We start from the raw sequence: 2,493 nt of genomic DNA on the forward strand, positions 1-2,493 counted from the left end.
GCGCCTGGCGGCCCGGACGGCCGCCAGGGTCTCCGGCAGCAGCACCAGCAGCGCGATCACCACGCCGACCACGGCCTGGGGCAACCCGGCCACCGTCACCGCCGTCTCGATCACCGGCGACTCCACCTTGGCCAGTCCGACCACCGACACGAGCGCCACCAGGAGCATGGCGAGGCTGGACAGCGCGTTGAGCCCGGTGGGCCGGCGGGCGTGGCCCTCCTCGCCGGCCGACTCGCCGTCCGTGGTGACCGGCAGGAAGTAGTCGCGGTGCCGTACGGTCTGGGTGAGCACGAACAGCCCGTACAGCGCGAGCGACACCACCGCCGCGAACACGAGCTGCGGCCCCGAGAAGGCGGGCCCGCGCGCGCTGGTCGTGAACGTCGGCAGGACGAGGCTGAGCGTGCTCAGCGTGGCCACCGTCGCCAGGGCGCCGCCCGTCCCCTCGGCGTTGAACACCGCGATCCGGCGCCGCAGCGTGCCGGTGAGCAGCGAGAGCCCGACGATGCCGTTACAGGTGATCATCACGGCCGCGAACACGGTGTCGCGGGCCAGCGACGCCGTCTGCTCGCCTCCGGAGATCATCAGGCTGACGATGAGCGCCACCTCGATCACGGTGACCGCCACCGCCAGCACCAGCGATCCGAACGGCTCGCCGACCCGGTGCGCGATCACCTCGGCGTGATGGACCGCGGCCAGCACGGCTCCGGCCAGCAGCACCGCCAGGACGATCACCACGAAGGTGGGCAGCTGCCGCCCCCATGACAGCACGAGAGCCGGCAGCGCCAGTCCGGGTACGGCAACGGCCCACCACTTCGCGATGTAACGGCTCATGTGCAGCGTGATGCCCTCTCGCTCGTAGAAAACAACGGGGATCACAGTGATCATGCCTGTTTGTACGGAATGCCGCCCATTCCGAAGGGCCTCAGGGGGGTGGTTCGGGAAGGGCCAGGAGCGCGGCGACCGTGTCCCAGTCCGCGACCTCCACCCGCCGGGCCATGAGGCGCAGCCGCGTCGAGATGGACCCGTGGGCTTCCAGCAGCGCTCCCAGACCCTCGACGACCTGGGCCGACACGGCCTCGTACCCCGCGCCGCCGCCCTCCCCCCTCGCGAAGGCGGTCCCGGCCTTGCCGCCGCCCCAGAAGTCGCCGATGGCGGCCAGCTCCGCGGCGGCCTGGCCGACGAGGGTGGCGAGCTCGCCCCTCTCGACGTCACCGTCCGGGTACTCGACGGCGAGCATCTTGAAGACGAAGGCCGCGATGCCCAGCGTGCCGGCGCCGTAGATGGAGGCGCGGGCGGGGTTGACGGTCAAGGGGAGCCCTGGAACGGCGGGAGCGAATCCAGCGGGGTGCCGGCGACGAACGGCCCGACCAGATCCTGAGCCTTCCGCTCGGCGTCGCCGGCGGCTTCGCGCGCGGCGAGGAGTACGGCCTCGGCCAGGGCGGCGGAGCCGAGCCGCATGGCGCGCGGGCCGATCGTGAGTCCGGCAGGGCGTCCACAGACAATGCCATGATCGCCAAACTAACATAACCCACCGGAAAATAGGAGAAATCCCCCTGGCCTACGCCCCTGGCTCGCCGGGACGTAACCCGCCGTGGACCAGCCCCTGCGAGATGACCCGCGCCAGGAGCTCCCCTGTCTCGGCGACCCCCCTGAGCGTGTCCTCGAACTCGGCAAGCTCCCTGAACACCTGCCCGTACCGGCGCTGCTCGGCCAGTGGCAGCCGGGGAAGCCTCGTGCGCCTGATCTCCCCCCGGGAGTTGCCGGTCTCGCGCAGGAAGGCCGCGACGAAGTAGGGGTCGAAGCTCTCCTCGTCCACCCTGATCAGGTGCAGGTGCGGGCCGAGCGCCACCCTCTCGATCAGCACCCGGGTGGCCGCCTGCCGGGGCGCCGCCGTCATCACGATGTCTCCCGGAGCCGCGATGGGGCCGCTGCCCCGCACGGTGGGCCGCCGGCCGAGGGTGACGTCGTTGACGGTCAGCAGCGGCAGCTCATCGTCGCCCGGGTCGGCCTGCGACGGTGTCTGCTGCAGCAGCACCGCCCCGGCCCTGGTCAGCTCCCCGATGGTCGTCATGACCCGCGTGCGCTCCTCCGGCCGTACCTGGGGGACGCTCCGCGCCAGCCGTACGGCGAGCTCCCGCAGGCGGTCCAGCGTCGCGTCCACCGACTCGACCCGCGCGGTCGCGGGCCGCCGCAGGTGGACGGCGGGCGAGACGTCGACCACCTCGTCGAGCAGTTCGATGATCGGTACGGCCCGCCCGCCCCCCTCCTCCACCGGCGTCCGGCGCCGGAAGGCCCGCCAGAGCCCCTGCACGGTCCCGCCCGGCATCCCCTCGGTGGCGTCGACCACCAGCAGGTGGGCCGGGACCAGGTCATCGGCGGCGGGCCGGCGCAGCAGCCACAGATGGGCGGCGCCGGTCGACTGCGGTGCCGACCCGGCAGGCAGCGCGATCACGGCCTGGAGCGCGCCGGCCCGCAGCAGCCGGGAGCGGATCC

3 protein-coding genes and 1 pseudogene are annotated in these 2,493 nt (G+C 72.8%); all 4 read right to left on the reverse strand.

The features are described 5' to 3' along the window. A partial coding sequence (locus tag DAT37_RS12735; protein ID WP_109524968.1) for a calcium:proton antiporter occupies positions 1–831 on the reverse strand: 831 nt, incomplete at its 3' end. A 91-nt stretch (positions 832–922) separates the two neighbouring features. After that, entirely contained in the window at positions 923–1,309 is a 387-nt protein-coding gene (locus DAT37_RS12740) for a hypothetical protein (RefSeq protein ID WP_109524967.1), read from the reverse strand. After that, positions 1,306–1,458: a hypothetical protein gene (locus DAT37_RS44085; protein ID WP_157978467.1), complete on the reverse strand. Its 153-nt coding sequence runs from the start codon at positions 1,456–1,458 to the stop codon at positions 1,306–1,308. The genes DAT37_RS12740 and DAT37_RS44085 overlap by 4 nt, the downstream gene beginning before the upstream one ends. Positions 1,459–1,558: 100 nt before the next feature. Continuing rightward, positions 1,559–2,493, reverse strand: a pseudogene (locus DAT37_RS12745) (hypothetical protein); the annotation flags it as partial.

The organism is Nocardia aurea (assembly GCF_003123685.1).
Taxonomy (GTDB): Bacteria; Actinomycetota; Actinomycetes; order Mycobacteriales; family Mycobacteriaceae; genus Nocardia; species Nocardia aurea.